This window comes from Streptococcus mitis, from assembly GCF_002860865.1.
GTDB lineage: Bacteria > Bacillota > Bacilli > Lactobacillales > Streptococcaceae > Streptococcus > Streptococcus mitis_AT.
This window is the reverse complement of record NZ_PKIE01000005.1, coordinates 35,827-61,927: the sequence shown is the minus strand read 5'-3', so window position 1 is coordinate 61,927 and position 26,101 is coordinate 35,827. Positions and strand designations below refer to the sequence as shown.

At 39.4% G+C, this 26,101-nt stretch carries 29 protein-coding genes, 1 tRNA gene and 1 pseudogene; 13 read left to right on the top strand and 18 right to left on the bottom strand.

Annotation, left to right across the window (positions count from 1 at the left end; all coding sequences use genetic code 11):
* Positions 1–11 precede the first annotated feature (11 nt).
* Together CYK18_RS07965 and gggC are read left to right on the top strand one after the other, a co-directional pair.
* Positions 12–779 (top strand): hypothetical protein, encoded by a 768-nt coding sequence (locus CYK18_RS07965; RefSeq protein WP_101782333.1) that lies wholly within the window; start codon positions 12–14, stop codon positions 777–779.
* 139 nt (positions 780–918) lie between these two features.
* Positions 919–2,466 (top strand): streptosactin export ABC transporter GggC, encoded by a 1,548-nt coding sequence (gggC, locus tag CYK18_RS07960; RefSeq protein WP_101782334.1) that lies wholly within the window; start codon positions 919–921, stop codon positions 2,464–2,466.
* A 51-nt stretch (positions 2,467–2,517) separates the two neighbouring features.
* Here gggC and CYK18_RS07955 read toward each other — a convergent pair whose 3' ends face one another.
* Both CYK18_RS07955 and CYK18_RS07950 read right to left on the bottom strand, forming a co-directional pair.
* Positions 2,518–3,213, bottom strand: a complete 696-nt coding sequence (locus CYK18_RS07955) for an LrgB family protein (RefSeq protein WP_001288952.1) — start codon at positions 3,211–3,213, stop codon at positions 2,518–2,520.
* Positions 3,210–3,584 carry a CidA/LrgA family protein gene (locus tag CYK18_RS07950; RefSeq protein ID WP_000781325.1) on the bottom strand — a complete coding sequence of 125 codons (375 nt, stop codon included), beginning with the start codon at positions 3,582–3,584 and terminating at the stop codon, positions 3,210–3,212. The genes CYK18_RS07955 and CYK18_RS07950 overlap by 4 nt, the downstream gene beginning before the upstream one ends.
* Positions 3,585–3,865: 281 nt before the next feature.
* On the opposite strand from CYK18_RS07950, the gene CYK18_RS07945 reads away from it, so the two are divergent.
* The 7 genes from CYK18_RS07945 (at position 3,866) to queF (ending at position 7,414) form a co-directional block, all read left to right on the top strand.
* On the top strand, positions 3,866–4,246 hold the full coding sequence (locus CYK18_RS07945) for a MarR family winged helix-turn-helix transcriptional regulator (RefSeq protein WP_000221634.1): 381 nt from the start codon (positions 3,866–3,868) through the stop codon (positions 4,244–4,246).
* A gap of 99 nt (positions 4,247–4,345) precedes the next feature.
* Positions 4,346–4,567, top strand: coding sequence for a DUF4649 family protein (locus CYK18_RS07940; protein ID WP_000570251.1), 222 nt, complete (start codon positions 4,346–4,348; stop codon positions 4,565–4,567).
* Between the two features lie 15 nt (positions 4,568–4,582).
* On the top strand, positions 4,583–4,897 hold the full coding sequence (gene trxA, locus CYK18_RS07935) for a thioredoxin (RefSeq protein WP_001029581.1): 315 nt from the start codon (positions 4,583–4,585) through the stop codon (positions 4,895–4,897).
* Positions 4,898–5,098: 201 nt separating this feature from the next.
* Complete coding sequence (gene queC / locus CYK18_RS07930) at positions 5,099–5,752, top strand: 7-cyano-7-deazaguanine synthase QueC (protein WP_023937251.1); 654 nt, start codon at positions 5,099–5,101, stop codon at positions 5,750–5,752.
* Complete coding sequence (gene queD, locus CYK18_RS07925) at positions 5,752–6,195, top strand: 6-carboxytetrahydropterin synthase QueD (protein ID WP_000464573.1); 444 nt, start codon at positions 5,752–5,754, stop codon at positions 6,193–6,195. Before queC ends, queD begins: the two co-directional genes overlap by 1 nt.
* Positions 6,188–6,904, top strand: coding sequence for a 7-carboxy-7-deazaguanine synthase QueE (queE, locus tag CYK18_RS10845; RefSeq protein ID WP_180948033.1), 717 nt, complete (start codon positions 6,188–6,190; stop codon positions 6,902–6,904). Before queD ends, queE begins: the two co-directional genes overlap by 8 nt.
* Positions 6,905–6,922: 18 nt before the next feature.
* Positions 6,923–7,414, top strand: a complete 492-nt coding sequence (gene queF, locus CYK18_RS10840) for a preQ(1) synthase (RefSeq protein ID WP_180948032.1) — start codon at positions 6,923–6,925, stop codon at positions 7,412–7,414.
* A 254-nt stretch (positions 7,415–7,668) separates the two neighbouring features.
* On the opposite strand, the gene CYK18_RS07915 is transcribed toward queF, so the two are convergent.
* The 3 genes and pseudogenes from CYK18_RS07915 to CYK18_RS07905 all read right to left on the bottom strand — a co-directional run bounded on the left by CYK18_RS07915 (position 7,669) and on the right by CYK18_RS07905 (position 9,577).
* Entirely contained in the window at positions 7,669–8,337 is a 669-nt protein-coding gene (locus CYK18_RS07915) for an MIP/aquaporin family protein (RefSeq protein WP_101786020.1), read from the bottom strand.
* A 105-nt stretch (positions 8,338–8,442) separates the two neighbouring features.
* Positions 8,443–9,233: pseudogene (locus tag CYK18_RS07910) on the bottom strand (DUF2785 domain-containing protein).
* An 11-nt stretch (positions 9,234–9,244) separates the two neighbouring features.
* Complete coding sequence (locus CYK18_RS07905) at positions 9,245–9,577, bottom strand: winged helix-turn-helix transcriptional regulator (RefSeq protein ID WP_033676499.1); 333 nt, start codon at positions 9,575–9,577, stop codon at positions 9,245–9,247.
* 150 nt (positions 9,578–9,727) lie between these two features.
* On the opposite strand from CYK18_RS07905, the gene CYK18_RS07900 reads away from it, so the two are divergent.
* Complete coding sequence (locus tag CYK18_RS07900; RefSeq protein ID WP_101786018.1) at positions 9,728–10,117, top strand: nuclear transport factor 2 family protein; 390 nt, start codon at positions 9,728–9,730, stop codon at positions 10,115–10,117.
* 168 nt (positions 10,118–10,285) lie between these two features.
* Here CYK18_RS07900 and pepF read toward each other — a convergent pair whose 3' ends face one another.
* The 5 genes from pepF to CYK18_RS07875 form a co-directional block, all read right to left on the bottom strand.
* A complete protein-coding gene (pepF, locus tag CYK18_RS07895; protein WP_049551723.1) occupies positions 10,286–12,082 on the bottom strand; it encodes an oligoendopeptidase F in 1,797 nt (598 codons plus the stop codon).
* Positions 12,083–12,092: 10 nt separating this feature from the next.
* On the bottom strand, positions 12,093–12,845 hold the full coding sequence (locus tag CYK18_RS07890; RefSeq protein WP_049551724.1) for a 16S rRNA (uracil(1498)-N(3))-methyltransferase: 753 nt from the start codon (positions 12,843–12,845) through the stop codon (positions 12,093–12,095).
* Between the two features lies 1 nt (position 12,846).
* A complete protein-coding gene (gene prmA, locus CYK18_RS07885) occupies positions 12,847–13,797 on the bottom strand; it encodes a 50S ribosomal protein L11 methyltransferase (protein WP_101786069.1) in 951 nt (316 codons plus the stop codon).
* Positions 13,798–13,934: 137 nt separating this feature from the next.
* Positions 13,935–14,363, bottom strand: a complete 429-nt coding sequence (locus CYK18_RS07880) for an NUDIX hydrolase (RefSeq protein ID WP_045605870.1) — start codon at positions 14,361–14,363, stop codon at positions 13,935–13,937.
* A 9-nt stretch (positions 14,364–14,372) separates the two neighbouring features.
* Positions 14,373–14,843 (bottom strand): DUF3013 family protein, encoded by a 471-nt coding sequence (locus CYK18_RS07875; RefSeq protein ID WP_000257122.1) that lies wholly within the window; start codon positions 14,841–14,843, stop codon positions 14,373–14,375.
* Between the two features lie 115 nt (positions 14,844–14,958).
* Between CYK18_RS07875 and CYK18_RS07870 the strand changes: the two genes are divergently transcribed.
* Together CYK18_RS07870 and CYK18_RS07865 are read left to right on the top strand one after the other, a co-directional pair.
* Positions 14,959–16,230: a replication-associated recombination protein A gene (locus CYK18_RS07870; protein WP_101786016.1), complete on the top strand. Its 1,272-nt coding sequence runs from the start codon at positions 14,959–14,961 to the stop codon at positions 16,228–16,230.
* A 264-nt stretch (positions 16,231–16,494) separates the two neighbouring features.
* Positions 16,495–16,567, top strand: a tRNA-Lys gene (locus CYK18_RS07865).
* Positions 16,568–16,617: 50 nt separating this feature from the next.
* Here the strand turns inward: CYK18_RS07865 and CYK18_RS07860 are convergent.
* The 7 genes from CYK18_RS07860 to CYK18_RS07830 form a co-directional block, all read right to left on the bottom strand.
* Positions 16,618–17,712 carry a tyrosine-type recombinase/integrase gene (locus tag CYK18_RS07860; protein ID WP_257960176.1) on the bottom strand — a complete coding sequence of 365 codons (1,095 nt, stop codon included), beginning with the start codon at positions 17,710–17,712 and terminating at the stop codon, positions 16,618–16,620.
* Between the two features lie 90 nt (positions 17,713–17,802).
* Complete coding sequence (locus tag CYK18_RS07855) at positions 17,803–18,135, bottom strand: DUF771 domain-containing protein (protein ID WP_101786014.1); 333 nt, start codon at positions 18,133–18,135, stop codon at positions 17,803–17,805.
* A gap of 1 nt (position 18,136) precedes the next feature.
* The gene (locus CYK18_RS07850) at positions 18,137–19,393 is read right to left on the bottom strand and encodes a replication initiation factor domain-containing protein (RefSeq protein WP_101786012.1); all 1,257 of its coding nucleotides are present in this window, start codon (positions 19,391–19,393) and stop codon (positions 18,137–18,139) included.
* Between the two features lie 110 nt (positions 19,394–19,503).
* On the bottom strand, positions 19,504–20,244 hold the full coding sequence (locus CYK18_RS07845) for a type IV secretory system conjugative DNA transfer family protein (protein ID WP_180948031.1): 741 nt from the start codon (positions 20,242–20,244) through the stop codon (positions 19,504–19,506).
* Positions 20,228–20,878 (bottom strand): hypothetical protein, encoded by a 651-nt coding sequence (locus tag CYK18_RS07840; RefSeq protein WP_101786008.1) that lies wholly within the window; start codon positions 20,876–20,878, stop codon positions 20,228–20,230. The genes CYK18_RS07845 and CYK18_RS07840 overlap by 17 nt, the downstream gene beginning before the upstream one ends.
* A 10-nt stretch (positions 20,879–20,888) precedes the next feature.
* Complete coding sequence (locus CYK18_RS07835; protein ID WP_101786006.1) at positions 20,889–21,185, bottom strand: hypothetical protein; 297 nt, start codon at positions 21,183–21,185, stop codon at positions 20,889–20,891.
* A 168-nt stretch (positions 21,186–21,353) separates the two neighbouring features.
* Complete coding sequence (locus tag CYK18_RS07830; protein ID WP_101786004.1) at positions 21,354–21,785, bottom strand: sigma-70 RNA polymerase sigma factor region 4 domain-containing protein; 432 nt, start codon at positions 21,783–21,785, stop codon at positions 21,354–21,356.
* A 342-nt stretch (positions 21,786–22,127) separates the two neighbouring features.
* Here CYK18_RS07830 and CYK18_RS07825 point away from each other — a divergent pair, with 342 nt between their 5' ends.
* The gene (locus tag CYK18_RS07825) at positions 22,128–23,165 is read left to right on the top strand and encodes a hypothetical protein (protein WP_101786003.1); all 1,038 of its coding nucleotides are present in this window, start codon (positions 22,128–22,130) and stop codon (positions 23,163–23,165) included.
* Between the two features lie 193 nt (positions 23,166–23,358).
* On the opposite strand, the gene CYK18_RS07820 is transcribed toward CYK18_RS07825, so the two are convergent.
* Entirely contained in the window at positions 23,359–26,028 is a 2,670-nt protein-coding gene (locus CYK18_RS07820) for an SEC10/PgrA surface exclusion domain-containing protein (protein WP_180948030.1), read from the bottom strand.
* Positions 26,029–26,101 lie beyond the last annotated feature (73 nt).

Genomic DNA, 26,101 nt, shown 5'->3' with positions numbered 1-26,101 from the left:
AGGAGATTATTATGTTTTGGAATTTAGTTCGCTACGAATTTAAAAATGTTAACAAGTGGTATTTAGCCCTCTACGTTGCCGTGCTAGCCCTTTCCGCCCTTATCGGGATACAAGCACAGACCTATAACAATCTGCCTGTCAAAGAAAGCAAACCTGTCCTACTCATTTTTCTAGCTACTGTCTTTGGTGGTTTGATGATTACACTGGGGATTTCAACCATTTTCTTAATCATTAAACGCTTCAAAGGAAGTGTCTATGACCGCCAAGGCTATCTGACTTTGACCTTGCCAGTGTCTGAGCACTATATCATCACAGCTAAACTAGTCGGGGCCTTTATCTGGTCTATTGTCAGTACTGCTATACTAGTAATCAGTGCTTTTATTGTTCTGACTCTAACGGCTCCAGATTGGTTTGCAACTTCTGACTTGATTCCGTTTATAGAAACACATCTCCCTCAGATCTTTCTTACAGGTATATCCTTCCTACTAAATACCATTTCAGGAATCCTCTGCATCTACCTGGCTATTTCCATTGGACAGCTTTTCAATGAATACCGTACAGCACTCGCTGTTGCAGCCTACATTGGTATCCAAATCGTCATTGGATTTATTGAACTTTCCTTCAATCTTAGTTCTAATTTCTATGTCAATTCACTTGTGGGACTTAATGACAATTTCTATATGGGAGCAGGTATAGCCATTGTTGAAGAACTCATTTTCATAGCTATCTTTTACCTCGGAACCTACTATATTTTGAGAAATAAGGTTAATTTGCAATAAGTTTTAAAGTCTAGCGGAAATCACTCGCTAGGCTTTTTTCGTTCTCAGGACTTACATTTTTATATGAAGTATTTAATAAAAAGGAGTATAATGACTTTAAAACTAATTACATGTATATCGATAAGGAGGGCAACTCTTTATGCTGAGAAGATTTGTTACCAAGAAGCACCTTGTACTTTACTTCTTTTCTATTGCCATTACTTGGCTGGAAGCAATTATCACGCCAGCCCTTGTTCAGAATATTGTTGCCAGTTTTACCAATCAAGAACTAGGTCTTCTTTGGAAAGTTTTGATTTTAGGAATCCTTGGTAATCTCATCCTCTTACTAGGTTTGGCTGGAAAACGCTATCACTACGCCCGTTTGATTACTGATTTCAAATATGGAATCAAGAGTGCTATTTTCAAGCGATTTTTAAACAGTTATGAGATTGATGAAAAGGATATTTTGTCTGACCTAGAAAACGACGTCAAACAACTAGAAGAAAGCTATATCGAACCAACGGTTATCATCATTTCTTCTCTGGGTTTTACCACTGTGTCCATTCTCTATGCCCTGTGGACCAATTTTTACCTGGGTTTGATTTTCATCCTCTTCTACTCCTTTCCTGTACTCTGCAGTGCTATCGGATCAAAGCGTTTGGACTCACTTTCTGAAAAGCGGTCCACTGTTAACCAGAGCTACTTAGCAAGCTTGACAAATTTTATTGGCGGTAGCCAACAAATTCGCCATTATCAAGGGCAAGACTACTTTTTTGCTCGCTACCAAAAGCAATTACAAACCAGTCTAGATACCGAAATCAACTATGAAAAACAACGAACTTTAAACAGTCTTTTTATCAATAGCATCGATGCCTTTTGTTCTGTCACACCAATCGTCATCGGTGGCTTTATGACCTACTATAATTATTTAGATGCGGCGAGTTTTGTGGCCATCTATCTGGTTTCTCATAATATCGGCTATCAATTCCAAGAGTTGGCTTACTTTACCAACACCCGAAAAGCGAATCGAACTCTTCTCAATAAATACCAAAAACTTTTAGGCCAGTCTGACTTCATCTCGCCTAGAAGCATAGAAAACATTTTCCCTATCCAGCTTAAGAGCATCTCCCTAGAAAAAGATGGGAATATCCTCTTGTCTCCGATTTCCATGCACATCAAGCAAGGAGAAAAAATTGCCATTATCGGGGAAAGTGGCTCTGGTAAGACAACCCTGCTCAATATCATTCATGGAGAAGAGACACCAACAAGTGGACAGATTAGCTTTGCTGGTCAAAACCTGTCACGTCAAGAAATCACAAGCTTTAGTTCCTATATCCTCCAAGATAGCCATTACTTTGACACGCTATCTCTGGAAGACAATATCCTTCTAGGACTGGATAAAAAGGAGGAACACTTAACTTACATCCTCAAAAAAACAGGATTAGAACATTTGAAAAATCGAACACTCAGCAATGATAGTCTGTCTGGTGGCGAGAAACAACGCCTCGAAATCGCTCGCGCCCTCTACCATGATAGCCAACTCATCTTAGCAGATGAGATTAAGGCCAATCTTGACTCGGAAAATAGCAGAAAAATTAGCGACTTGCTCTTCTCCCTACCACAGACAGTCATAGAAGTCATTCACCACTACACAGAAGAAGACTTAAAACACTACGACCAAGTCATTCACTTAAACAAAGAAAAGTAGTATTCTATAACATACGATTTTAAAAAGCAAGGAACCCAAATTCCTTGCTTTTTAACTCAATATCAAACTGGCTACAATAGGGCTGACAAAGACATAGAGAATACCGGTAACACCGATAGCCAAACCACCCATAGCTCCTGCTACAGAGCCGTATCGGAAGGCTGTTCCCGTTCCAACTGCGTGGCCTGTTCCTCCAAGAGAAAGACCAACAGCTACTGGATCATCTATTTTCAACCACTTCAAAAGTGTTGGGCCGATGACACTGGTTAAAATCCCAGTCGCCACTACAACCACCAAGGTCACAGTCGTCAAACCTTGCAATTTTTCTGTGATTCCCACCGCCATGGCGGTTGTCACTGACTTAGGAAAGAGTGAAATGGCTAGGAAAAAGTCCATTCCAAAAATCTTAGCTACAAGGGCTGTGAAAGAGGTATTGACAACTACCGCTAACAGACTTCCAAAAAGAATACTCCGAGCATGGTGCTTCATCAGGTGAAAGCTCTTATAAAGCGGAATCCCTAGAGCCACGGTCGATGGGACAATCAAGTTGTTCAGATAAACCCCACCTTGGTAGTAATCTTGGTAAGAAATACCCGTCACCTTTAGAAAGATGATAATGAAAACAGCTGACAAAAGCAAGGGCGTTGTCAATGGATGGGGAAAACGTCTGTAAATCAGCATTCCCACTAGATAGGCTAAGATAGACAGGGCCAGCCCAAATAGGGGATTGGAAACAAATTCACTCATTTGGCATCTCCTTTCTCATAATCTCCCTCAAACCGTCTCTTGATGAACTGAACTACCAAGGCTATGAGGATAATATTGATGACTGCTGCAAAAAAGACAATCAAGACAATTGGCAAGAGATAGGGAGCAATCACATCAAACTTCTCCATGATTCCCACTGCTGGCGGCAAAAAGAGAATGGTCATATTGGCCAGCAAGAAATTCCCCACCATGTTAACATGCCTGGTTCTCAACCACTTGAATTGTAGGGCTAGAAAGAGAATAATCAAGCCGATAATACTGCCTGGGATAGGCAAATGAAAGAAACTGGAAATTCCCTCTCCGATTAGAGAAATCACAAAGAGAATCATTAATTGAACATATAATTTCATCCTAAACTCCACGAAATAGACTTCTTGCATACCAGTTTACTCTTTTTTCAGAAAATTTCAAGGAAATACACAAGAGTCATTAAAAATTAGAGAGGAAAGGGGATACAGACAATTAAAGACTAGTGAAAACAGCGTAATTTAGGATAAAAGATGCCTGCGTCCTTCTTGCCAGCTCTTTTGAAAAGTAGTATAATTATTGCATGCGCAATCATCTTGTGATACAGAGACTGTCCGTGAATGGACTTTCTTCTATTTACAACTCTAAAAAGAAAGGAGATACTATGACCTATTTGGAAAAATGGTTTGACTTCAATCGGCGTCAGAAAGAAATTGAAAGTCTCTTGGAAGAGACTATTGCCCAGCAGAGCGAGCAAAGTCTGACCTTGAAAGAGTTCTACCTGCTCTACTATCTGGACTTGGCTCAAGAAAAATCTCTACGCCAGATTGACCTGCCAGATAAACTTCATCTGAGCCCGAGCGCTGTTTCTCGGATGGTGGCTCGCTTGGAAGCCAAAAATTGCGGTCTACTTAGTCGCAGGTGTTGTGATCAAGATAGACGCTCTAGCTTTATCTGCCTGACAAGTGATGGGCAAAAGACACTGGCCACTCTACAAAAGGCTGTCGAAGAAAGCTTGGAAACTGGTTTGGATTTCTTGATTTAAGATGATTTTTTAAAAAAGTTGCGTGCGCAATCATTTTTCTTGACATTCTCTTTTACAAGGAGTAAAATAAAGTCATCATTAAACAAAGGAGTTTTTAAAATGATTGAAATTACCTATCTAGATGCCAGCAAGAACGAAAGAACTGTAACTTTCGAATCTTATGACGACTTTGATCGTTCGCAACAAGCTTGCCTTATCGGCGTCGCAGACTACTACCCTGTCCAAAAATTAACCTACAACGGTCATGATTTGGACTATCATGGGACTTATGGAGATGTCTTCTTCTATCTCATGAAGCAAGATTTAAGCCAATATAACTAAAAAAGGAGAAATACAATGGCAAAAGCAATTACAGATGCAACATTCGAACAAGAAACAAAAGACGGTTTGGTCTTGGTAGACTTCTGGGCAACTTGGTGTGGTCCATGTCGTATGCAAGGTCCAATCTTGGATAAATTGTCTGAAGAACTTTCAGAAGATGTTTTGAAAATCGTTAAAATGGACGTTGATGAAAATCCAAACACAGCTCGTGCTTTTGGAATCATGTCTATCCCAACCCTTCTCTTCAAAAAAGACGGCCAAGTGGTGAAACAAGTTGCTGGTGTTCACACAGCAGAACAAATCAAGGCCATCGTTGCTGAATTGAGCTAATCACACGAGAGACCAAGTACTTGCTTTGGTCTCTTTTTTCTTGCCCTTTGCCATTTTTCAAAAAATATGCTAGACTATAGGTAGAATATTACGATGTTTGGGACACGCCATCGCTAAAAAAAACCTCGATTTGGTATTTTTTAGCTCCCTCATGGGAGCTTTTTGCGTGCTCTAAACATTTCCCATTTTGGAAGGAGTACTATGAAACGTCAATCAGCCTTGGTCGTCTTTAGTGGCGGTCAAGATTCTACAACCTGCCTCTTTTGGGCTAAAGAACACTATGAAACGGTCGAAGCCGTTACCTTTGCCTACGGCCAACGCCATCATCTCGAAATTCAAGTTGCTAGAGAAATCGCTAAGGAACAGGGGATTCGTCATCATATCCTAGATATGTCTCTGCTGGGACAAATAACTGAAAATGCCCTGACCTCTGATATGGAGATCGAGCAAAAAGAGGGAGAGGTTCCCAATACCTTTGTTGACGGTCGCAACCACCTCTTTCTATCCTTTGCGGCAGTTCTTGCTAAGCAACGAGGTATTAAAGATATCGTGACAGGTGTCTGCGAGACAGACTTCTCAGGCTACCCCGATTGTCGAGATGTCTTTGTCAAATCCCTTAATGTTACCCTCAATCTTGCCATGGATTACGACTTTGTTATCCAAACACCTCTCATGTGGCTGGACAAGGCTGAAACTTGGGAATTAGCCGACCAACTCGGTGCTTTTGACTATGTTCGTGAAAAGACCTTAACCTGCTACAACGGAATTATCGGGAGCGGCTGTGGAGATTGCCCAGCCTGCCACCTACGTCAACATGGTTTAGATGTTTATCTCTCACAGAAAGGAGAGGCCTAATGTTTTTTGCACCCAAAGAAATCAAACAGGAGACTGGAGAGTCTCTGGTCTACAATCCTCACAGAACCTTGGTATCAAAAGAATTTACCTTCGATGCTGCCCACCACCTCTTTCACTATGAGGGAAAATGTAAGTCCCTGCACGGCCACACCTATCATCTGCAGATTGCTGTCAGTGGATTTTTAGATGAACGTGGCATGACCTACGATTTCGGAGACATCAAAGCGATCTACAAGAACTACTTAGAGCCCCACTTGGACCATCGTTATCTCAATGAGACTCTGCCTTATATGAACACGACTGCTGAAAATATGGTTTACTGGATTTTCCAAACCATGAACCAAGAGTTACCAGACGAACGTGGTCTCCGTTTGGAATACGTTCGCCTCTATGAGACTCCGACTGCCTTTGCGGAGTTTAGACGGGAGTGGTTAGATGACTAGGGAACGTGTCCTCAAACTACCAGTTCTAGAAATTTTTGGCCCAACCTTTCAAGGCGAAGGCCGTGCAATCGGGCAGAAAACCATGTTTGTCCGCACTGCTGGTTGCGACTACCACTGCGACTGGTGCGATTCTGCCTTTACTTGGGATGGTTCTGAAAAGCCAACTCGTATGACTGCTGACGAGGTCATTGCTGCCTTGGATAAATTGGGGAGCTACGACTATGTCACCCTGTCTGGGGGAAATCCTGCTATCCTAGCAGCCAACATGGCTGAGCTCGTCACTAAACTCAAGGAACGTGGTGTCACTCTAGCTGTTGAGACCCAAGGCTCCCGCTGGCAAAATTGGTTGAAAGACATCGACCAAGTCACCCTGAGTCCCAAACCTCCTTCATCCAAGATGGAAGTCAACTTTGAGACCCTGGACTTTATCGTTTCCCAACTTGATCCAGACAAGATCACCTTTAAAATTCCTGTCTTTGATGATGCTGATTTGGCCTTTGCCAAAGGGATTCAAGAGCGCTACCAACCAGATGTCCTTTTCTTATCGGCTGGAAACCCTGAGCCCAAGGCTAGAGGTAATATTGTCCAAGACCAACTAGACCGACTCAAAGAACTTTGGGAACGCATCGCTACTGACGATAGCTGGGGCAATGTCCGCGTCCTTCCTCAACTCCATACCCTCCTCTACGATAATCAACGTGGTGTTTAAGATTAGAAAGAAAAAATCATGTCACATCAAGAAGAAATGAAAAACCTAAGCCTGCTAGGCAACAAAGAAACCAACTACATTTTCGAATATCAACCAGAAGTCCTCGAATCCTTTGACAATCGTCATGTGGAAAATGACTATTTTATCAAATTTAACTGCCCTGAATTTACCTCACTTTGCCCAATCACTGCTCAACCAGACTTTGCGACGATTTATATTTCCTACATCCCTGACAAGCTCTGTGTCGAGTCAAAATCCCTCAAACTCTACCTCTTTAGTTACCGAAATCACGGAGATTTCCACGAAAACTGTATCAACACCATCGGGAAAGACTTGGTCAACTTGCTAGATCCTCGCTATTTAGAAGTCTGGGGAAAATTCACCCCTCGCGGTGGCATCTCAATTGACCCCTACTACAACTACGGTAAGCCAGGAACTAAGTATGAAGGCTTGGCAGAACAACGCCTCTTCCAACACGACCTTTATCCAGAGAAAATTGACAACCGTTAAACTCAAACTCAATGAAAATCAAATAGCAAACTAGGAAGCTAGCCGCAGGTTGCTCAAAGCACTGCTTTGAGGTTATAGACAAGACTGACGAAGTCAGCTCAAAACATGGTTTTGAGGTTGTAGATGAAACTGACGAAGTCAGTAACCATACCTACGGCAAGGTGAAGCTGACGTGGTTTGAAGAAATTTTAGAAGAGTATCATACGAAAAAGCCCTGTTCCTCAAGATGAGGAGCAAGGCTTTTTGAGTTTCAATTATTCTTCTGTTCCAAGACAGTTTTTAGCAACAAGTGCTGCAAGAACACCACCAACGATTGGGGCAAGGATGAAAATCCATACTTGTTGAAGGGCTGCACCACCTACAAAGACAGCTGGTGCCAAGCTACGAGCTGGGTTAACTGAAAGTCCAGTAATATTCAATCCAACAAGGATCATAGCCATCAATGACAAACCAATTACCAAACCAGCGATCGCGCCATTGCCCTTGCTTGCTGATGTTACAGTCATGATAACCAAGACAAACAAGAAGGTTGCGATTGTTTCAAACAAGAAACCACCAAAGACAGTTACACCGTTTGCCAAGGCATTTTCACCAAGACTTGCAGTTGACATACCTGAATTTGCCAAGAGGAAGAAGACAGCGCCAGAAGCGATGAAAGCTCCAACAACTTGTCCAAGGATGTAGTTTACAAGCTCAGAAGATGACAAACGTTTGTTAACAAACATAGCGATAGAAACAGCTGGGTTCAAGTGAGCACCTGAAACAGTTCCGATTGAGTAGGCTGCAACTACGATTGCCAAACCGAAGGCAAAGGCGATTCCTAGGTGACCAAGACCTTCAACACCATTTCCAAAAACAACAGCTCCTGTCCCAACGAACACAAGCATGAAAGTACCGATTAATTCAGCAACAAATTTTTTCATTTTCTTTCTCCTTTTTTCAAAAACTAGATACTAGTCTATCAAAAGAGGGAAAGGGTTTCAAGAAAATTGATTGGAAAGTTTTTTGAAAATCTGACTCGCTTTTTCTTAGTATTGAAAAGATTGGATAGCTTCTTTCAAGTCATCTTGTAAACTATTTCTCTGGTCAAGTTGGACATAGACTTCCAACAGACAGGACTTAAAGTTGGAAAATTTATAAAAATCTTCCCTTTCTTCTATCAGAAAGTCAACAGCTTTTATCCAAGAAGTCACTTGCTCTTGCTCCAACTTCCCTTGTAAAATCGGTTCATAAAGCACTCTGGCTAAACTCCAATCCTCATCATCTGTAAAGCGAATCGAAACTCTTTTAAATAGTTGGCCAAGTATCTCAAATACTTCATGAACTCTGTTTTTAGGAAAGTTTGGATGACAAACCACCTCTGTCAGTAAATCGGCTCCATGTGCAAAAGCATGAACCCAACCATACTGACTTGAAAAACCCGTTGTATCCTTTTCTTTTGAAAGATAATACAAACCTTGATTTAAAAGGACATTACGAATTCCTGCATTTAATTCCTGATAAAAAATCGATTGCTGATTGGCATCCGCAGACAAGAGATTTGCATAAATAAGCGCCCTAAAGAACGTTCAAGTGTTGACAAGCCTACCTTATCAATCTCTTTGTCTAGTCCTCCATCAGATGAAATCCCCTCAGCAATGAAATAAAATTGTTCCTGTGTAAATAGCTCTTCCTGAATCCCTCTAGCAAAGCTTGTAAAAACAAGATCATCGCGAATTTCTGGAGAAGGATCTCCCAAATGATCAAGCAAATACTGGATTTCCTCCTGATGATAACTTGGTTTTTCTTCTGCTATTTTTCTAAGTAACTCTTGATACATGGTCAATACCTCTACATTTCTAGCAACTTGATATAATCTAGACCCCATTTCTCGACAGCATCTAAAACAACTCTGAATTCCTGCCCCACTTCAGTTAAGCTGTACTCAACTCGTGGTGGAACTTCGGCATAGACCTTTCGTTGAACAATCTTATCCTTTTCTAATTGACGGAGATGACGGGTCAAAATAGTTTGAGTAATCCCAGGCAATAATCTCTGCAATTCTTTAAATCGTTTAGTACCCGTACTCAACTGATAAATGATTACCAGTGCCCATTTCCCCGTTAAAACCCTCTGCGTTGTCGCAAATGGACAAATACCATACTCACTCACTTTATTTGTCATAAAATATCTTCTTTCTATTTTTTTAAAAAAATTTATCTTTTAGTATCAATAAAAGTACCACTTTTGATACTAGCTATCAAAAAAGTGTCTACTTGTTTTTTTGTTTGTAACTGTTACAATTATATCATAAAAAAGAAATGGAGAATATATATGTCAACAAACTTAGAAATTTTCAATGCTTATAACCAAGCTTTAATTGCTGGTGACTTTCCTGGTGTCTTTGAAACTATGGCAGACGATATTGTCTGGCATCAACCTGGTAATCATAGTATATCTGGTTCAGTTGTTGGTAAGGACAAGCTAGGAACTCACCTGGCTACATTTGCTGAGAAAACTAATGGAACCTTTAAGGTGATAACAAATTGGGTTTCTGACAATAAGGATTTAATCGCAGCTAATGTTACTTTTCTTGGAACACGGGCTGATGGTACTGAACTCAATATGAACGGGATTGACCTCTTCCGTATTGAAGACGGAAAAATCAAAGAAGTTTGGCTCTTCTCTTCAGATCAAGCTGAAGAAGATATCTTTTGGGGATAATTAAAGAGGCAGAGACAAAAAATTCTGATTTTAGGAATTCTTTATTATAAATTTTTAAAATCGATAGATTAGAAAAAAAGCGAACAAGACAGAATTCTGAGTTTCAGATAACTCGTTTTGTTCGCTTTTTATATTTAAGGTTAGACTTTTGTTCCAGACTCTTTTAATTTACTCTCCCAACTGGGCACTGTAGGCGATGATCTGATCAACTGTGTCAGACAAGAATTGGATGGTATCACGGAGTGGTTTATCTGTTGAAATATCAGCACCGATAATCATAGCTGACTCAAGTGGTGTCTTGCTACCACCTGATTTGAGGAGATTGAGCCAATCTTCAGCTCCAGTTTCTGAATGTTTCAGATGAAGGTAACCTGCAGTCGAAATCACAAGTCCAGCTGAGTAGGTGTAACTATACAAGCCCATATAATAGTGAGCTTGGCGCATCCAAGTCAAAGCTGCATCGTCGTCGATTTCAATGGCATCGCCCCAAAAATCTGTCAAAACTTCCTTCATAATGCTGTTGAGCTTGCTTGCTCCAAAGGTCTCCCCTTCTTCAATCAGTGTATAAACCTTGCGCTGGAAGGCTGCTTCTAATAGGTGAGTGATAAAATTATGGAAATATGTATCTGTCAAACGGTGAGCCAAAGCGAAGCGTTTTTGACGTGGGTCGTCAGATTGGTGCTCCAAGTAGTCACTGAGGAGTAATTCATTGAAGGTTGACGGTGCTTCAACATAGTAGGTCGACATGTGGGCATTAAAGTAGCTTTGGTGATTGTCTGAAAAGATGAATTGACCAGAATGCCCGATTTCATGAATCAAGGTATAGACATCGCTCAAACGGCCTGTCCAGCTCATGAGAACATAAGGATGCACGCGATATGGATCCGCCGCATAACCGCCAGAATCCTTGCCACTGTTAGCAGCAAAGTCCACCCAGCGCTCTTCTTGATAGCGAGCAACTTCCTGACAATATTCTTGCCCCAAAGGTTCTACCGATTTCATGACCAAGTCATAGGCATCGTCAATAGTCACTGCAGGATTGAGGGCGCTATCCAAGTCCAATTTCCAATCTGCAAAGGTCATCTTTTCAAGACCATTTACCTTGGCAACATGCTTGAGGTATCTCTGAGCAACTGGCGCAAAATCCTTCATGATAAGGTCAATCTGACGATCAAACATGGCACGGTCCACTTCTTGCTCAGCTAAAAGATAGTCAAAGACGGAGTCATATCCCTTCATATCTGCCAATAGTTTTTCAGACTTGACTTGGGCTAGATAGGCCGCTGCAGCCGTATTTTGGTGCTTACGAAGACCTTCTGAGAAGGAACGGAAGGATTTCTCACGAACCTCAGCATCCTCATGATTTTGGTAGAAATTTTCATAGGTGACAAAGCTGTTTTTGTAGGTTTTACCATGAGCTTCAAAGTCAGCCATTTCAAAGTCCCCAGCACGCATCTTAGTATAAATATCCTGCGGACTGTAGAAAACTTCACCGAGATTGGTCAATGCCTTCTCCACATCAGCCCCTAGGTAATGAGCTTTTTTGATTTTTGCCTGACGAATAGCTGCCGTCAAATGAGGCAATTTACCCAAACGGTCCAAGACTTCCTTATCAGATGCCACCAAGGCATCGTCAAAGAAGGTCAGAGCTACGCTGGCGTCTGTTTCAAATTCCATCCCAGCTTGGGCAATGTTGGCAAATTCGTCATTGCTATAATCTGTCGTCTGAGGCATAAAACCATAGTTTCCAATATGGCTCATCTGAATGTAGATTTGCTCCAATTCCGCAAAGGCCTTTTCAAAATCCTCAAAAGTATAAAGATTGCCCTTATAGTCACGGCTAAACTGGTTGATGTCTTCGCGAGCTTTCTCGATTGCACGCAAGAAATCCTCACGGTCTTGGTATAGGGCTGTTAAATCCCAAAGTTCCTTCTCTGGAAATTCTGAACGGTGTTTTTGTTCCATTTTCTTCCTCTTATTTCTCTAATTCTAATAAAACACTAAGGGCTGATAAAGCGTAAAGTGGTGCTGTTTCTGCTCGCAAAATACGAGGACCAAGTCCTGCTAAGACTGATCCCTTAGCTTCGAAACTCTCAATTTCTGCAGGTGACAGACCACCTTCTGGACCAAAGATAAAGAGCAGTTTAGCTCCTGTTTCAAGACCAGTGACCGCTTGTAAGAGCGCAGCGGCTTCTCCTTCTTTGGCCGACTCTTCATAGGCTACTATGATACGGTCAAATTGGTCAAGTTGGTCAAGTTGGGCTAGAAAGTCTGCTTTTTTCTCAAAAAGCTTGATACTTGGAACAACATTACGCTTGCTTTGTTCTGCTGCTCCAAGGGCGATTTTTTCTAGTTTTTCAACCTTTTTGCCCAATTTCTTGCCATCCCACTTGGCAACCGACCAGTCGGCAGGAAAGGCCCAGATTTGGCTAGCACCCAGTTCGGTTACTTTTTGAGCGATGAACTCCAGCTTGTCCCCCTTGGGAAAGCCAGATGCGATGGTCACCTGGACTGGCAGTTCCACATTGTCATCTAGTTCTTCTACCAATTCAAACTGACGAGCTTCCACATCCAGCACGCGCGCCAATCGCTTAATCCCATCATCAAAGACTAAGGTAACCTCATCATCTTCTTTCAGGCGCATGACCTGAAACATATGCTTGCTGGTCTCCTTGTCCTCGATAGTGACAGGAGAGACTGCACTGCCTTTGACAAAATACTGTTGCATGCTAGCCTCCAATCACACCGGAAATATCCTTGGTTTTCTTAAAGACACAGGCATTCCATTCCCCTTGAACCATGTGAGTTTCGAGGAAAAATCCAGCTGACTCAGCTGACTCTCGCACCATGTCCCACTTGTCCTTGATAATCCCACTCATGATGAGATAGCCTTCATCCTTGACCAAGCGGTAAGCATCCTCCGTCAGATGAATAAGGATATCCGCCAAGATATTAGCCACGATGACATCTGCTTCAATCTCAACACCCTTGAGCAAGTCTCCAGCAGCTACATGGATATTTTCCATACCAGGGTTGAGTTCAATATTTTCCTGAGCAACACGAACTGCCACATCATCTAGATCATAGGCGAAAATTTCCTTAGCACCAAGTAGCGAGCTAGCAATAGAGAGGACGCCTGATCCAGTCCCCACATCTAGCACTGTTTCCCCACCACGAAGAATCTGTTCCAAGGCAAAGAGGCTCATCTTAGTTGTTGGATGCGTCCCAGTACCAAACGCCATACCTGGATCCAGCTTGATAATCTTTTCTCCCGCAGTCGCCTCATAGTCTGTCCAAGACGGCACGATGGTCAAGTCATGAGTGATACGAGCGGGTTCATAGTATTTCTTCCAATTGTCAGCCCAATCTTCCTCAGCCAAGGCAGTTGTCCCCATCTTGACCTCTCCCAAATCCATAAAATCTGTCAATTCTGCTAAGCGAGCCTGCAAGTCCGCCTCAACCACTGCTACATCAACCGTGTCAGGGTAGTAGGCAGTCACTACAATTTCTTCTTGCTGCTCGACCTCTGGGAAAATCTCACCAAAGCGGTCAACATTTCCCACATAGTCCATGCTGTCTTCAATCGCAACACCTTGCGCTCCCAGCTCAATCAAGAGATTGGAAACCAACTCCTCTCCCTCACGCTTAACCGTTACTTTTAACTCTTGCCATGTTTCCATATTTAAGATACCAAGCCCGTAAAACACAAAGCCAAAATAGAAACTTCTCTGAAGACGCTTGTGTCTATGAGAAGTTTATCTTTTTGGCACAGTGTTTAGGGCGGGTTCAGTTTAGAAATTTAACCGAACCATCCTTTCTAATCACTTACTTTTAAATAATCTTTTAATCTCTCTTGCAAATGAGGTACAACTTGACTGGAGCTAAGAAATTCCTTGACATTCATGAGCTGATAGCCCTGCCCTTCATCACCAAAGGTGATATTGTCAAACTGGTTCTGTGTTAACTGACCGACTAGAAATACAGATTGTTTATCCGCAAAAAGCATACTTGGATAAACCTTACTCCAAAGCAGACAATCCTCAGTCAAATGAATTCCCAGTTCTTCATAAACTTCACGCGCCACGCACTCAAAAGGACTTTCATCCTCCTCGCGTCCCCCACCGGGCAGTTCCCACATATTGGGCCAGGGAATGCTTGCCTTATCATCGCGTAAGATAGTCAAGAGACTATCCCCACAAAACAAAGCAATCTTACAGCCTGTGAAATCAGAAATCTCTATTTCCATGTCAAACTCCTAGTATCTCGGATATGGATAAAACTCTCCCTCTTCCAAGCCTACTTTTCCTTCTTCAAAGACTTCTTGGTTCCATTCCATGACGAATTCTTCTGCTTCTGGGTCTTCCAAAAAGTCCATGAGGGCATCTAGTCCAACCTCGGCAGTATCTTTAAGGAATAGCGCAAAATAAGCTAAGAATTCGCGGGAAAATCCTTTTTTAGGCAAGTAAGGAATGACAGTCAAATAGTCTTCCTCATTGACTGTTGATTTAGCAGGATTGTAAAAAAGCACTGCTTCTTCAAAGAGAATGTCATCTGACGAAACCTCTCCGTCTTCATCCACCATCTCCACGCCTGCAGCATTTTGCGCTTCTAACAAAAAACTCACTTCAACCGCGTGGTTGCGCTTGTCCCAACTAATCTCAAAGTCAAAGGGAAAATTCTTCTCCAACTCTTCCTCTAAAACATCTAAAAATCCATATGTTGCCATTTTGACCTCTTTCTATGCGACTCTTAAATCGCCCCGATTGCTCGGAAATATGCTAAAATAGATACTACCATCTTACCACATATACATCAGAAAATCCACGCTAGAAAGGACTGCTATGCCAGACAATCTCGCGCTTCGTATGCGCCCTAAAACCATCGACCAGGTCATCGGTCAGAAGCATCTGGTCGGCCCTGGAAAAATTATCCGCCGCATGGTAGAAGCCAACCGCCTGTCCTCCATGATTCTATATGGACCTCCAGGAATCGGCAAGACCAGTATTGCCTCAGCCATCGCTGGGACTACTAAGTATGCCTTTCGAACTTTCAATGCGACGGTTGATAGTAAAAAAAGACTCCAAGAAATCGCGGAAGAGGCTAAATTTTCTGGTGGCCTCGTCCTATTGCTAGACGAGATTCATAGACTAGATAAAACCAAGCAAGACTTCCTCTTGCCTCTCTTGGAAAGTGGACTGGTCATCATGATTGGCGCTACGACTGAAAATCCCTTCTTTTCTGTCACTCCTGCCATTCGTAGCCGTGTTCAGATTTTTGAGTTGGAACCTCTGTCTAACCAAGAAGTCAAAGAGGCACTCCAGATAGCTCTAAGTAACCCTGAGCGTGGTTTTGATTTTCCAGTAGAACTAGATGAAGATGCGCTGGATTTCATCGCAACCTCTACAAACGGAGACCTGCGCTCCGCCTTTAACTCACTGGATTTGGCAGTTCTCTCTACCCCTGAAAATGACGAGGGCATCCGCCACATCACCCTCGACATCATGGAAAATAGCCTGCAGCGGAGCTACATTACCATGGACAAAGATGGAGACGGTCACTATGACGTTCTATCTGCCCTGCAAAAGTCTATCCGTGGCTCAGATGTTGATGCCAGTCTTCACTATGCTGCCCGCTTGATTGAGGCTGGTGATTTGCCAAGTCTCGCTCGTCGTTTGACTGTTATCGCTTATGAAGATATCGGTTTGGCCAATCCTGAAGCCCAGATTCACACCGTGACTGCTCTTGATGCTGCCCAGAAGATTGGATTCCCAGAAGCCCGCATTCTCATTGCCAATGTCGTGATTGATTTGGCCCTTTCTCCAAAATCCAACTCGGCCTATGTGGCTATGGATAAGGCACTTGCTGACCTCAAAACATCAGGACACTTGCCTATTCCGCGACACCTGCGTGATGGGCACTACAGCGGAAGCAAGGAACTGGGGAATGCCCAAGATTATCTCTATCCACACAACTATCCTGGAAATTGGGTCAAGCAAGACTATCTGCCAGAAAAAATTCGCAATCATCACTATTTCCAAGCAGAAGATACTGGTAAATATGAACGGGCTTTGGCTCAAAGAAAGGAAGCTATCGACCGTTTGCGAAAAATCTGAAATCCTTTTCAAAAAATTGCACTTTCCTCTTGATTTTTTTTGAAAAAGTGGTATCATATAAACATAGAAACGCTGTGGTGTACGACTTCACACTTAAGTGTTGACCGACTATTTTTTGTATTATTAGGGAAACAAAAGTCTTCTAACAGCATGTAGGCCGTCTCACACGGAAACAGCTTCAGTTAGAGCGAGTTGCCCACCTGCTTAATTGCGCGGGTTCAATACAAACCGTGAAGTTTCGGCACCAATACAGCTTTTTTCTTTGCCTCCTTAGCTCAGCTGGCAGAGCAGCGGACTCTTAATCCGTGGGTCACAGGTTCGATCCCTGTAGGGGGCATAATTTAGTGCCTAAAAGCCTTATTCTAAAGGCTTTTTTTCGTATCTGTTCTACTTTTGTTCTACCAACGGATACTCACTTAAAAGATTTCGAATAATCTGATGTTCTTTTTCTTTCTTCTCTTTTAAAAGATGACCATATGTTTCTGTTACCTGTTTTATATTTTTATGACCCATTACATGAGCAACTACCCAGATATCAATTCCTTTTGCAAGCAACATACTAGCATAAGTATGTCTAATACCTGTAGCAGTTAAATTATATGGAAAAATTTCTAGTTTTTTTAGTAGCGATTGTAAACTTTGATTTACAGCATTGTTACTAGGAACTCCATACACAGTATCATAGAAAAGAAAATTTTCTTTTTCCTTAATCCCTTGATTTTTATAGACAATCTTTTGTTCTTTCTTTAATAATTTCAAAACCTCAGATGTTTCTTCATCTATAGGCACATCTCGAACAGATGTATCCGTTTTGGGTGGTCTCCATTTATAATTATAGTAGCGCCTATAAGTGTGAATTACTTGATTTTCAAAATCAATACAATCCCAAGTTAATCCTAAAATTTCTCCAAAACGCATCCCTGTTTTAAAGGAAACAAACAAAAGATAAGGAATCACCGACTTACTGTAATTGAGCTGACTTTTTAAATGAACTAAAATTTTATAATAGTCTTCAATATTGTCAATATATTTTTCGTCAGTTGTCTTGCTTTTCTTCATTCCTGAAATAATCGCACCATCAGTAAAATCAACTATATCTAGTTGGTCACGTTGAGCAAACTGAATGACTTTTCGGATTTCTGAATTTAATCGTGCTACGGTATCTTTTGTAACCCTTTCAGCATAAGAATTTAAAGCTCGTTGATATTGACTAAAACGAATAGAAGTTGCTGATCTATCTTGAAAAAGTTCCTTTATCAAGTCCCCTCTCTTCTTATGCTTAAAAAGCGTTGATTCACTTTTTCCAAGTGGTCTTACAACAACATCAAACCACTCTTCCCATAACTCATATAAACTTGCTTGCGAATTAATTTTTGCACCTGACATCAACTTTAATTCAATAGCTAAAGCTTCTTTTTCTGCTTCCTTCTTAGTTCTGAAGCCGCCTTTAGATGCAACAAGTTTTTTGTCATTATCTACAATTCTATAATCCTATGTACCACCTTTTGTACGTTGTCTAAAAGTTGCCATTAGTTACCTCTTTCATAGATAACCAAGGTTTTGCCAAGGCTATTATACCATAATTTCTCTGAAGTTATCTTCAAACCATTGTTTTGTTTTACTGGCTAAAAAGAAATAGCGTCCACCTTGGTTTTCAGGATATTTAACAAATCCGTTAGGATTTAATTCAACATCAATTTCTCTCCGAATTTTGGGGTTATATAATACATTATCAAGAAGCCAAGGACGTGATACTGATAATAATGTGAGCAATTGTTTCAAAGTCATATATTTACCTTTATCCGCATTGCTCTTCAAATCATCATATTCATCACGATTAACGATAACATAAGAATTAGGAAGCTGTATAACTACCCCTTTTAAATCGACAACCAGTTTATCCATCTTATTTCTCCACTACCTCAAAACGATTTTTTCCTTTTTTCGTCTTCGTGTTTTTATAATATACTGACAAAGAATCCTCTAGAAAACTATCAAATGGTATTTTTGATAATTCTGTAGCAAATTTTTTTAACCACAATTCTACATCCTGATTAGCATTATAGTGACGTTCATATTCTTGTATCAAGCGAATAATGAATTTATTTCTTGCTTCAATCCCCCAAATACTCTCAACTTTTTTTATCAGTGGAAAAAAACCACTTCCTTTCATTATGTGAGAAATTGTAGACATTAAGTCATTATTCCTACTAGATAGCGACTTCAACCCTGCGTATAACGATTGTGTATGCTCAAGATACTTAGTAAACTCAATTGGTTCATTTGTCTCGGCATCATAAAATGAATATTTGTCAATCATTTTATTTGCAACTAACTCTCCTAACTCCTCTTCATTATTCACAGTCAATAGTTGCTTCAAAATCTGGTTAGAAAAGTTTCCTCTATAACTTGCCTCAAACCTAACCCACGAATTGCAAAGAGTTAGTAAATGTAAAAACCTTCCATGCTTATCAAGTTGCTCTTGTTTTTTGTTATAAACCCTCAATAATGCATTACTATTCTTCTTTTTTGAACCAAAGTAAATAGTGTTAACTACATTATCTACTTCAGTCGCAACAATCTTAGAAGTGTTTTTTATTCCTCTATGATTTTTTAAAATAATGCTACTGCCTTTAATGCCCTTGTATAACTCATCAACACTCATATCAAAATTGAAGTAATCAATCGCTAAATCAATCCTACTTATTCTTAATTCCCAGTAAGGTTCATCAAGTAGTCTAGACATCACATGAACGTCAATACTTTCTCCAAAGTACTCTTTGAAAGCATCGCGATAGTATGCTAATGATGCTGCAGAAAATTTTATAACTATCCCCATGACAAAATTTGTCTCATGAAATGCAATTGAAAAATAGTGTGGTAAGTTTTTAAAACTAACTGCATTTGTATAACCTGCAGGTGGTGTAGATACATTTATTACCTCTCCAAATAAACTGTCCAATGACAACTTATCAATTACTGTTCCCACTAATTCAGTTGCAATCTGATACCAGTGCGAGGGATAATCACCAATTGTGTCTTCTGTTGGTTTTATCACAAATGTTACTTCATCAATAGAAGCAATTACAACAGGATTTCTCTCTCCCGTATTACTAGCTGAGTCCTGTTCTTTTAAAACGTCTACAATGTTAAATATACCCATCTTATAAATCCTCTCTTTTCTTTAATAATTACGGAACGGGGGTCATTACATATCCCCCTACTGCTCGGCAAAGCCGAGCGAGGCAGTAAGACATTCTGCTTCGCCAAAGGCTACTCAGAGTCAACTGCCTCACTATTTCCACTCTTATACATACCCTCCAGAATTTTACTCTGCACTTTAGCAACATTATAACGAGGAACTACAATCTCTTTAGTTGTTTCTCCAGAACTAATTAAGTAACCTTTACCTCGACTCTGTCTACGACTGACTACATCTTTATCATCACTTAGTAACATACTTAATACTTCTTTACTGAATGACCCCAGAAGTAGAATGTTATGTATATTTTCTCTCGACTTACCAAAGTATTCGGCATCCGGTCTTTGCTGACTAATCCAAACATGGATATTAAAAGACCTACCAAGCATCAAAATTCTTGAAAGTTGTCTAATCCTAATATCACGTTCTTTCTTTTCTAGCATCGTAAAATACGCACTCATTTCATCAATAAAACATATGATTAGACTTCTGCTTTTGTCTTGTCCAGACTGTCTGTTTTTCAGCAAAGTATCAGATACAAAATCAAAGAACAATCCTACTCTTTCAAATCTATAAAAGTGCTCCTGATTTTCAAGAAATGAAAATTCCAAATCCCCTTTAAAATCTGCTACAACTAATTTTGCAGAGTTCAAAACTGCTTTTGCAAGAAATAACTGACTTGCATATGTCTTACCACTTCCACTCGAACCAAAAATCGCTAAATGTGGTTTTTTTAGATCTATCGAGCGAGGAAAATAAATTCCTCGACTCAACAACTCAGTATCTAGTACAGCATTAATTACTGAAGTCACTATCTTCTACCTGCTCAATTGTCTTTTGCTCAGCTTTATATACATCTAGTTCTTCCTTGAAAGAACTAGCTTCATTCTCATTAACAGCAATCAAAAAACGTATAAATAGATAGTTCACGTTATTATACTCAGCTACTGCTACTGATTGACACGAAAAGCTTTCAGCGTTTGTCGAAGTCATACCATGATTTTCAAGAAACTCCGACAAATAAATACTTATTTGAGCTTCAACCTCATTAGAGTTGAAATCTTTAACATTTGAATCTGTCACGCACACTACTTCAATAACTTTTGCGGTTTCTTTCTTGTTCGCTCGAACTGCTTGCCAATTTTGAAGAAGATAACGATTTTTTGAATCTGAATCCAGTCTCCTCACGAGTTGGCTAAAACACAACGACATTTTGCTGGTATCATAATACACTCCCTCTGGTTTATTATAATACCTCCAAAAACAAATCCCAAATATCATTACAAGTATCAAAGTAAATACTTTAAATGAAATATCTAGAAGAGTGGGTAAAGCATAAATAAATGCAACAAACAAAGCTAATGACACAAGAATTAGTAGAAACTTCTCTAACTCTGTACATTTTTTGAAATAATCTACTGCTATTCTATACTTATTTTTAAACATATTAAATACCTCAACTAGCTTGAGAGACTTTTACAGACTCAGCTTTAATTGACAAAGAAGCACTATTACCTGAGCTGTACGCGCTAATTGTAGCATTTGAAAGTGCCAACGTAACTACACTATCCAGATACTTCATAAAATCGCTAGCATTTACATTCATAACTTTTATTGAATGTGTTGTAAATCTTCCATTAGCCGTACGACTACCAATTTGAAAAGTCGCACCAACTATAATCCCTGTCTCAAAATCTTTACTATCTGAGACACCAAGTAGTAAACCTGCTGTTTGTAAAGTTAAACAATTCATGATTGTTCTCGTTTCTATCTCTATTCATCGACATTTCTACTAATATATGTAGAGAATCACATAGTAGTGAAAATATTTGGTTTTTATTTCATATAAATTCCTCCCTTATCTATAAGGAGAAAAAAAGCAGGAAGTTGGTACTTCCTGCCAAAAATTTTTTAACTTTTTTTAGAAATAATCTTTGAGCTCTTTCTGTAAGAAAAGTACTGCTTTCTCATAGTGACGTTGTATAGTCTTGTGACTCTTATATGAAGTCTCTTTCGTTAATTGTAAAGCTGATGTCCCCTTCAAAGCCACTTCTAAGAAAATATGTAAATCGTCTTCTGAAAGTTTTTGAAGAGCCTTATCAAGATATTCACTCCTTTCTTTTCTTAGCAAATCCTTTTCAGGATTGTAAGTATCATCATCTATAAAATCAATTAGCTCTGTTGTCTTTCCTTCTGTTACAGTTAAAGAGTTAAGACTACTAAGACCATACTTCCTACCTTTTCGCTCTAAATTTTGAAAAGGTTGCTCCAACAAACGACTGACTTCTGACCATTTGCCAGTAGCAGCAGCTGAATCAATTTCTCGATTTCTTCGACTTTCAATTTTTGACATATAAAATCCTTCCTGTCCTCGGACGGAAAGAAACATATATGAGCAATTCTTGAACGCCAAAGTAAGCAGTGAAAAAAGCACACCAAAAACACGGCGAAACAATTTTACGCAAGACATAACCGTTATCGTTATGTCATCATACTTGTTTCATTCCGTCCTTTTGATGGCCATCATTTGGGACTAAAATTATATTTGTAAGTTTCTTACTTACATTCTAAGTATATAGAAAAATAATAGTTACATATAAGCAATTTTTGTTGAAAAAAATTTATTTAATTTGTACCTAAAATCTTAAAAATATGGTATAATAGTATAATTTATATAAAAAGGAAGTATCTTTATATGGAAAGCAATTCCTACTTAATTGAAAAATTTTTAGAAGAAATACATACATCTGAAACTATCATTGATATCTATAAAAAAAAATCAAAAACTATCGACTCATTAAAAATACAAAAGATTAATGATAATAAAATCATGGAATTATTTCAAAATTTCATAAAAAATGATGCAGTTTTTTGTACTATAATCAAAATGCAATGGGAAAAGCACAAATCCTTAAAAACTACTAGGGGGGCAACTAAGAAACGTACTTTTTTATATAAGTACTTTGGAGATGATGCTCCTGAAGATGATAGAGTTTTGGATAAATGGACTTCTTCTAAACTCACCAAATCCCAAAAGCAAATAGATGAAAAATACAAAAAACATTTAATCGGTATTCCTGCAACAGAACAATTATTTAAAGATTTTTTAATTTTTGTGGATATGGAGAATACAAAACATAAGATTCATCAGCCACTAACTCAAAAGCAAATTATTATAGAAGGAATGAAAACTTTATCAGAATTAGATGAAAAAACACTATATTTAATTGATTGCACCTTTGCTGAAAGTGCTTCAAATTTTAAAATTAGAGAATTAACTTTATCTGATTTAATGAACTATAAAATAGATTCCCTAGAATCCCCTCAATTCTATATTGATTGTATTATGCATTCCCTTAACAAAGTAATTGAAGATTTTACGAAAATTGAATCTAAGTATGAACTTGAAGTAATTAAAAACAAAGAATTGTATTTATATCGAATAGAAAAATTTCTTTATTTACTTAATATCGAAACAACTAGTGTCTTTTTAACTACGTTTCGGAAAGTATTTAACGCTGAGAATATTCTTAAAAAGAATATCGATATTCCACAGTATAATAAAATAGATAAAAGAAAATATAGGACTAGTTTATTTACTAATTTAGTAGCTCAAGAAGTTAATCACAAGTTGAAAATGAATATTAACTTTCCCACCGTACGCCAACTATTCATTGAATTAAGAAAATCACTAGAAGAATATTCAACATTCATCAAAAATTTCACTCAATAATAAAATGCTTAGGATAATTACTAATCCTAAGCATTATTTTTACTATATTTATCAAAAAAGAGGCTGAATAAATTCAGTTTAAAGAGAAATTTGAGTAAATCTTTCCATTACAAAACGCATAGTATCAAGGTTTTTCAACACCTGATAATATGCGTTTTTCTTATTTTAAATACTTTTGCCCAACCTATTCGTTTTATCTATATTTTCGTTTTCCTACTAAAGCAAGTAGACCAACACTTGCTCCAAGCAATGCTAGGAGACTTGATTCTTTCGTTCCAGTATTTGGAAGTTGTTTCTTAGGTTCTGCTTTTGTTTGACTAGCTTGTGCAGGTGCTTGATAGGTTTTATCGTCTTTAGTGCCTACCGTTACTTTTTCTGCTTTGTAGTCCACAATGTTACCCTTTTGATCCATAACTGGAACTGGTTTATACCCCAAGTGTTCAAGCTCTTTACGTTTAGCATCTGCAAGAGCTACCAAGCGTTTTGTTTCGGCTTCTTCAAACTTCGCTTTGGCAGTTTCATAAGCAGTCTTAGCTTGGTCTGCTGCAAGGCTCTTCACTTCGTAGTCTACTTTCGCTTTGTTTTGTACTTTGTAAGCATCTTGAAGTGCTTTTTCGGCTTGTTCAAGCTCTGCTTTCACTTCATTCAAGCGAGCTTTCGCACCTTTAAGGTCGGCAAGTTCTTTCTCAGCTTGTTTAACTTGGTCTTTGGCATCTTGAAGATTTTTCTTAGCAGTAGATACCGCTTGGGCTTTATTTGAAGCGATTGCTTCAAGAGTTGCCATCTTATCTTCTTCTGCTTTAAGTTCATCTTGTGCAGTTTGAAGAGCTTTCTCAGCGTCTTTAAGAGTTGCTTGGGCTTGTGTAAGAGCTTCCTCTTTTGTAGCCTTAGAAGCAGTCAAATTATTGACAAGGGCATTAGCATTTGCAAGTGTCACAACTGCTTTATCATGACGGTCTTTCGCTTCGTTGAAAACCTTTTGAGCGTTTGCAAGTGGGTTTTCCCCATTGTTCAAGGCTTTCAAAGTAGCTTGAGCGTTTTGAAGAGCAATTTGGGCATCTGATACCGCTTTGCTTGTTGCTTCGAGTTTGTCTTGAGCGTCTTTACGAGCAGTCATAGCATCAGCAAGCGTTTGGCGAGCTTTGGCAAGTTCTTGCTCTTTGTTTGTGTTGCTTAGTGGGTTCACAATAGGAGTTTTATCCCATTTTGAGCCGTCTACGTTAGTTGTGCGGATGCTTGTGAGGAAGTGAGTTGTGTAATAATCATCAGTTACACTTTGTGCTACACCTCCGAAGTACACAGTTTCATCAGCATAGTCGAATTGAAGAATACCTTGTGTATGTAGGTAGTCATTCTTATGAGAAACAAGTTCAATGAGGTTGTTGTACAATTCCTCTTTCATTTCTCCTACAGTCTTACGAAGAACTTGGTCAGCATCAGTTGAAAGTTGTTTTGGATCGTATGTTCCGACTGCACTTTCGTAAGGTTGCAACCCTTTTTCAGCGTACTCTTTAATAGTTTCTTCTGAGAATGTACTATTCAAACCGTACTCTTTAGCGACTTTGTAAATACCTTTAGCGTAGTGACCTGAACCACCTTTAGCAAAGTTCGCATCACGCATAGCGTTTGACCAATTTGCTTTGACATACTCTTTAGCGATTTTGTTGGCAAACTCAAGGCTTGATTTTGAAAGAACCACATCTGGCAAACCAAGTTGGCGGCGCATTTGGTTGATGAGGTCTGCTACGAAATAATTAAGTTCATCTGTGACTTCTTTAGGAAGATTGTTAATGTCGTAACGAGTTTCATCTGCTTGGTCTTTGGCGGATGGTGTGTACTTGTTGAGGGTGCGGTTTTGGAGTTGAGATTCTACGATTTTGTTGTAAAGTTCACGCCCTTTATTAGAAATGTAGTCCTCACTCAAAGTTTCATCTGTACGAAGTTGTTCACGGAAAGCAATTTTATCTTTCACAGCCTTGATAAAGTCTGGGGCAAGAGTGATGGTTGCTTTAGTATCCTTTTGAAGTGCGTTGAGCATAGATACCGCTTGGTTATAAGTGGTATTTGCTTGATCTGCATTTGTTTTTGCAGTTTCTTTTTCTTGAGATTTGCTTTCAAGGTTTGCTTGAGCAGATTTAACTGTTTGTTCTGCTTGTTTGACTTGTGTAGCATGGTCTTGGTTTTGTGCTTTAGCTTCATCAAGAGCCTTTTGAGCATCTGCTTGAGCTTGTTTGCTTGTAGCTTCTTCTTTGATAGCTTCCGCTTGTTTTTCTTTAGCGTCAGCAAGACCTTCGCCATTGAGAGCCTTTTGTGCGTTTTCTACTTCTGCTTTAGCATCATTAACTGTGTTTTGTGCTTGAGTCACTTCTGCTTGTTTTGTACCTACAGTTTTGCCTTGAATAGCGACATTACGGTCAGCATCATCTTGGTCAGCTTGCGCAGTTGATACCGCTTGTTCTTTGGTAGGAACACTTGCTTTTGCAGTTTCCACTTTCTTCTCTGCATCTTTGATAGCTTCAGGTGTTGCTTTGTCAGCAGTCTTCTGAGCATCTGCTTGAGCTTGTTTCAAATCAGTAACTTTCTTTTCTGCTTGGTCAGAAGCGTCATTTGCTTGATCCAAGACTTCTTTTGCTTTGTCAGATGCTTCTTGGGTTTGTTTAGCAGTAGCACCAAGTTCAGCGACTTCTTCCTTAGTAGGAGTTTTCACTTCCACTTTCTTAGGTGCTTCTTTCTCTACCAAAGCGGGTTCATTTTTAGCAGTTGTAGGCAATGGAAGCTCTACCTCATTTGCATTAGCAGTTCCGATTGTGCCGAAAAGACTCGCAGTTGCGATGGCTGTTGTTGCGATTAGTTGTTTTTTCATATTAATCCTCATTAAATTTGTTTGTAATTTCATTATATCATAACAAATAACTTTTGGGAGTTATTTTATATAA